The sequence below is a fragment of the Acinetobacter sp. YH12027 genome (assembly GCF_013420085.1).
Classification (GTDB): domain Bacteria; phylum Pseudomonadota; class Gammaproteobacteria; order Pseudomonadales; family Moraxellaceae; genus Acinetobacter; species Acinetobacter amyesii.
This window is the reverse complement of record NZ_VOYW01000077.1, coordinates 1-5002: the sequence shown is the minus strand read 5'-3', so window position 1 is coordinate 5002 and position 5002 is coordinate 1. Positions and strand designations below refer to the sequence as shown.

Annotated in this window: 7 protein-coding genes; 5 read left to right on the top strand and 2 right to left on the bottom strand. The window is 36.7% G+C overall.

Going from position 1 to position 5002, the window contains the following annotated elements; genetic code table 11:
• Positions 1 to 293 (bottom strand): type II toxin-antitoxin system RelB/DinJ family antitoxin (locus FTT94_RS16060; protein ID WP_001277151.1); only part of this gene is annotated, 293 nt, incomplete at its 3' end.
• Positions 294 to 489: 196 nt separating this feature from the next.
• Here FTT94_RS16060 and FTT94_RS16055 point away from each other — a divergent pair.
• The 3 genes from FTT94_RS16055 (at position 490) to FTT94_RS16045 (ending at position 2866) form a co-directional block, all read left to right on the top strand.
• The gene (locus FTT94_RS16055) at positions 490 to 918 is read left to right on the top strand and encodes a hypothetical protein (protein WP_000877730.1); all 429 of its coding nucleotides are present in this window, start codon (positions 490 to 492) and stop codon (positions 916 to 918) included.
• 731 nt (positions 919 to 1649) lie between these two features.
• Positions 1650 to 2573, top strand: a complete 924-nt coding sequence (gene repM, locus FTT94_RS16050) for a replication initiation protein RepM (protein ID WP_004856439.1) — start codon at positions 1650 to 1652, stop codon at positions 2571 to 2573.
• Complete coding sequence (locus FTT94_RS16045) at positions 2570 to 2866, top strand: hypothetical protein (protein WP_004856442.1); 297 nt, start codon at positions 2570 to 2572, stop codon at positions 2864 to 2866. Before repM ends, FTT94_RS16045 begins: the two co-directional genes overlap by 4 nt.
• Here FTT94_RS16045 and FTT94_RS16040 read toward each other — a convergent pair.
• Positions 2863 to 3147, bottom strand: coding sequence for a hypothetical protein (locus FTT94_RS16040; protein ID WP_004856445.1), 285 nt, complete (start codon positions 3145 to 3147; stop codon positions 2863 to 2865). The two genes, FTT94_RS16045 and FTT94_RS16040, sit on opposite strands and share 4 nt — an antisense overlap.
• A gap of 208 nt (positions 3148 to 3355) precedes the next feature.
• Between FTT94_RS16040 and mobQ the strand changes: the two genes are divergently transcribed.
• Positions 3356 to 4327 carry a MobQ family relaxase gene (mobQ, locus tag FTT94_RS16035; protein WP_180171110.1) on the top strand — a complete coding sequence of 324 codons (972 nt, stop codon included), beginning with the start codon at positions 3356 to 3358 and terminating at the stop codon, positions 4325 to 4327.
• Positions 4324 to 4824: a hypothetical protein gene (locus FTT94_RS16030; RefSeq protein WP_180171109.1), complete on the top strand. Its 501-nt coding sequence runs from the start codon at positions 4324 to 4326 to the stop codon at positions 4822 to 4824. Before mobQ ends, FTT94_RS16030 begins: the two co-directional genes overlap by 4 nt.
• Positions 4825 to 5002 lie beyond the last annotated feature (178 nt).

Here is a 5002-nt window from a genome sequence, read left to right as displayed (position 1 = left end):
TAGCCATGTGCTTCTTCCGACATAGCTTTAATCGCTTCTTCTACCGTTTCGTACTCGGTGTACTCGCCATTTTCAATCTCTTTTAAAGATTGAAGTAACTTGGCTGCTGCTTTAGGAGTTAAAGCAGTTTCTCGCGCATAGTCAAAAGATAAAGGGATCGCCTTAGTTTTAACGATTTGATTCAAGAACAGTTTGAATGCTTGGGGCATAGTCAAACCGTAGTCTTCCAAAATAGGCGTGACTTGTTCTTTTAACTCTGCTTCTAAGCGCATATTGAAATTGACTGCGGACATGATTTCCTCACTCAAAAACCATTAAAGTAAAGATAATATAAGGCATATTCTTTACTTTTTCATTACTTTTGATGTAATAAATGGTTTCTAACAAATGAATTTCGTATAACAGCCATTATGTTAAATAGAATCAAAAAACCTCCAATAAAATCGTTATAGTATTATTATTTATTGAGTAGATAAGAGAATTAAATTAGTGAAATACTCAAATGAAAAAATAGTAAAAGCTCTCTTACTTTCTCCTTTACCACTACTTTTTTTCACAGCAGTCCTGTTTATCGTAATGAATCAGGAATACAGCCTATACTCGATTTTAGTTGTTCTTGTAGGGCACGGTCTTGTCTACTTGGCTTATTGTATTTTGACTGTACCTTTCAGCTTCATATTCTCAATTCTTTTAAATCGTTATAACAGTCTTAATTTATTAACTATCTGTATTGCCTCTATAATTATTGCTACTCCATTTTTTATTCTTTTTGGATGGAGTCACACAGGAGAAATTTCGAAAGAGTGGTGGAAGATGTATACAGATACATGGACTATCTTTATGGCTCTATTTCCTGGCTTATGTTATTGGCTATTTCTGATTAACCTAAAAGATAAGAAATCAAAGAATATTGAATAAACCATTGCATAGAGATTCTTAAATTTCCCTAAAATTAACATAATACACCTTATCCGAAATGCTTAGATATTTTCATTATCTTTCAATGTTATAGTCAATACTTAATAGCCCGAAACGTCATGCTCGGGCTTTTTTTATGATTCTTCACGTTCCACGACTAATATTTCATCAATGTTTCACAACTTTGATTAGCTCCAGTAAATAATTAAAACCTAGATAATAAGAACCGAGCGAGTGTCTACGAGCGATTGAGCATCATCAAAATTTCGACCTCGCTTTTTCTCTGATTACAAGCTCCCTTTCGATTTTAAACGGTAGTTACAGAGCATCCCGAATGGGTGCGAACTTTGGAGCTTTTGCTTTTCAAAAAGTATGAGCGAAGCGAATACATTACCAATGCTTTTGCTTTTAGATTTCATAAACAGGATTAACCAAAAACTGCCCCATGAAGCGAGGAACGAGCTTCAATAGAGTACGAGCTTTAGCGAGTACATAGGGCAGTTTTAAGCACTCCCCTCTTTTTAATATTTTTTAATTTTTTAATTTTTAGCCTCTACAATTAATTGATATATAAGAATAAAAATAGCAATAAGTACACCTTTATCTTGCAATAAGTACACCTTTATCTTGCAATAAGTACACCTTTATCTTGCAATAAGTACACCTTTATCTTGCAAAGTGACACTCAATAAAATAGAGTGTACTTATATATTTAAAAAACATGTGTGCTTATGAAAAAGGAACTAGTCGTTAAAGATAATGCACTAATAAATGCCAGTTATAATTTAGACCTATCAGAACAACGTTTAATACTGTTAGCCATACTTGAAGCTAGGCAATCAAATACACCCAATGATAAAGATTTGACGATTCATGCTGAAAGCTATATCAACCATTTCAATGTTCATAGAAATACAGCCTATAAAGTTCTTAAAGATGCTTGCAAAAGCCTATTTGATCGTAGATTTAGCTATCAAAAGCTGACTCAAAAGGGCAACATTGAGAATGTAATAAGTCGATGGGTACAACGAATATCTTATGTAGAAAATGAAGCTCTTGTTCGTATTAAGTTTTCTGATGATGTTGTACCGTTGATTACAAATTTAGAAAAACACTTCACCAGTTATGAACTAGAGCAAGTCAGCAGTTTAACTAGTGTTTACGCTATACGCTTGTATGAGTTGCTTATCGCATGGCGTAGTACAGGCAAAGTGACTATGGTAGAGCTAGAAGAGCTAAGATTAAAATTAGGCATAGAACCCAACGAATACAAGAGAATGGGGCAATTTAAAGAAAAAGTTTTACACCTTGCCATTGATCAAATTAATGAGTACACAGATATAAAAGCAGAGTATGAACAACACAAACGTGGTCGTTCAATTATTGGTTTTTCATTTAAGTTTAAGCAAAAATCACAGCCGAAAAAATTAGATTCTAAGCGTGACCCAAACACACCTGACTTTTTTGTCAAAATGACCGATGCACAACGCCATTTATTTGCCAATAAAATGTCAGAAATGCCTGAAATGGGGAAATATTCACAAGGTACAGAAAGCTACCAACAATTTGCTATCCGTATAGCAGATATGCTTTTAGAGCCTGAAAAATTCAGAGAGCTTTATCCAATATTAGAAAAATCAGGATTTCAGCCATGATTAAATTAAACAACCTATCAACTGATCTAAAACATGTGACCGTTGAATACCTCGACATCGTAAATTATGAAATTGCGAGGGAAAATATATGCGGTTATATCTTCCTATTATCTCGAATATCCAAAAATGCAGAACCCACCAAAAAAATGCAGATGGAAAGCAAAATACAGGACTTAATTTACTATCGAGATAATTTGCAGATAGAGGACAAAGACAATATTCAAAAGGTTTTAAATACGCTCATTCCCGAGTATCAAGCCGAACAGAACAACCAAACAGCTAAGAAAAATTAGGCTTCAATATCGGGCAAATCAAAAAGCTGTCTATCTCTATTTTCTGTTAAATATTCGTTGAGTTCAGCGAGTATTTTTTCTTTATTGGCTTCATTAGATTGCATCTTTTTAATTAAGTAAGAACCGAGCAAAATTTTACGTCTTGTATCGTCCTTTCTTTCTTGTTCCTTTTGCTTGGTTTTTTCTCTTGCATCAATAGCCTGTTTTTGAGCTTTTAACTGTTTCAACTTTTCTAATTGGGCTTCAATTTTCTTTTCGATATTTTCAGCAGATTTTGTCATAACGGTTAATTTCGGGATATAGAAAACCACTCAAGCATAAAACCCTATGAATTGAAATTCAAGCGGGCTATATGCTATCGTGTTTTTCATGAAATGCGCACTTACGACTTGAACAAAGTTCAAGTCAAAGTTGCGCAAGGGGACACCCCTTAACCCCAAAAAACTGCTACGCAATTTTTTAAAAGCAAAAGCACCCCAAGGCGACTGCATGGCAATTTATCATTGTTCCACTAAAACGGTGAACCGAAGTTCGGGGCGAACTGCGGTTGCATCATCTGCATATCGTGCAGGGGAAAAACTAGAAGATGAACGCACAGGACTGACCCATGACTTTACGAGAAAAGGCGGTGTCGCCCATTCTGAAATTCTGTCTAATTTAGATATTGAAATTGACCGTGGTGAACTTTGGAACTTGGCAGAAAAAACCGAAAACCGTAAAGATGCCCGAACCGCTAGAGAATGGGTCATTGCCCTACCTGATGAATTAGACGCTGATCAACGTAAGGACTTGGCAAAAGACTTTGCCAGGTCCTTAGTTGATCGCTATGGAGTGATCGCAGATTTAGCCATCCATGAACCCAGCAAAGGCGGTAATGATAAGAATCATCACGCCCATATCATGCTTACCACCCGAAAAGCCGAATTGGACACGGACAATAAACTCACCCTGACCACCAAAACCGATATTGAACTCAGCAACGCCAAACGAAAAAGCCTTGGTATGGGTACAACCCAAGACGAAATTAAACAGATTCGGGAAACGTGGGCAAATTTAGCCAATAAAGCATTGGAACGTGCAGGCTACCGAGAAAAAATAGATCACCGCAGCTATGCCGATCAGAATAACGGACTACAAGCCACCATCCATGAAGGCACTAAAGTCACCCAATTACGCAGACAAGGCATAGACACTGAAATCAGCCGTTTTAATGACAATGTGAAACAGCAGAACGCCCAACAGCTTGACCAACAGAAACAGCAGAAAGAGAGCGTTTTACAGCGTGGTTTAAACCGTGTCGATCAAGGTTTTGATCAATGGCAGAAGAACCAAGAAACCAAACGTCTAGAACTGGAACGCCAAGCGGAAATGAAACGACAGCAAGAATTAGATAAACAACGAGCCGAGCAAGCACTCCGCAAGGCATATCAAAAACTAAGTAGAGGCGGAATGTCATTATGAGTAATCAAAATGATTTAGATGACCAGTTATATATTTTATTGGCATCCATGAAGGAATATCGAGAAGCCATAGCAGACGATAAGAAGCGATTAGAGCAGTTTTACAACCAAGTCGCTAGTGGAGTGCTAGACAAGGCTGAAAAATCGCTAGAAAACACAAATAAGAAGCATACAGGTGCATTAAACAACAGTATTCAGGCATTAAACGAAGCTACAAACAGGCTCAACTTAAAACTTATCTTTATTTTTGCTAGCACGTTTGTTGCTGTGATGATGGTATTCATTTTGGCTATCTTCTTATACATACCAAGCAAAGACGAAATTGATGAACGTAGAGCAGATATGGCTGTACTAAAAAAATATCCGTTACAAATCGAGGAGCATGATGGGAAAACATTAGTCAGAATTATGACTAAAAAGCCGTGTTACTCATTTGAACCGAATAATGTCAAAGAAAAAACGTATGACTGGTGTCAGATCGACCCTAAAAAATACTAGTTGATCGGTACTTTGCTTGGTTTTTCTCATTACTGATCAGATTACAGCAAGCGCAAAGTTGCCCGACTTTGAAACATGGCTAAAGCCATCTTTCAAAGCATCGAGCGATAGTCATCCAAAAATTTCGGAATGGCTATCCAACTGATGCAGTTCTAAAATATCGTCACCAACAAGCCTA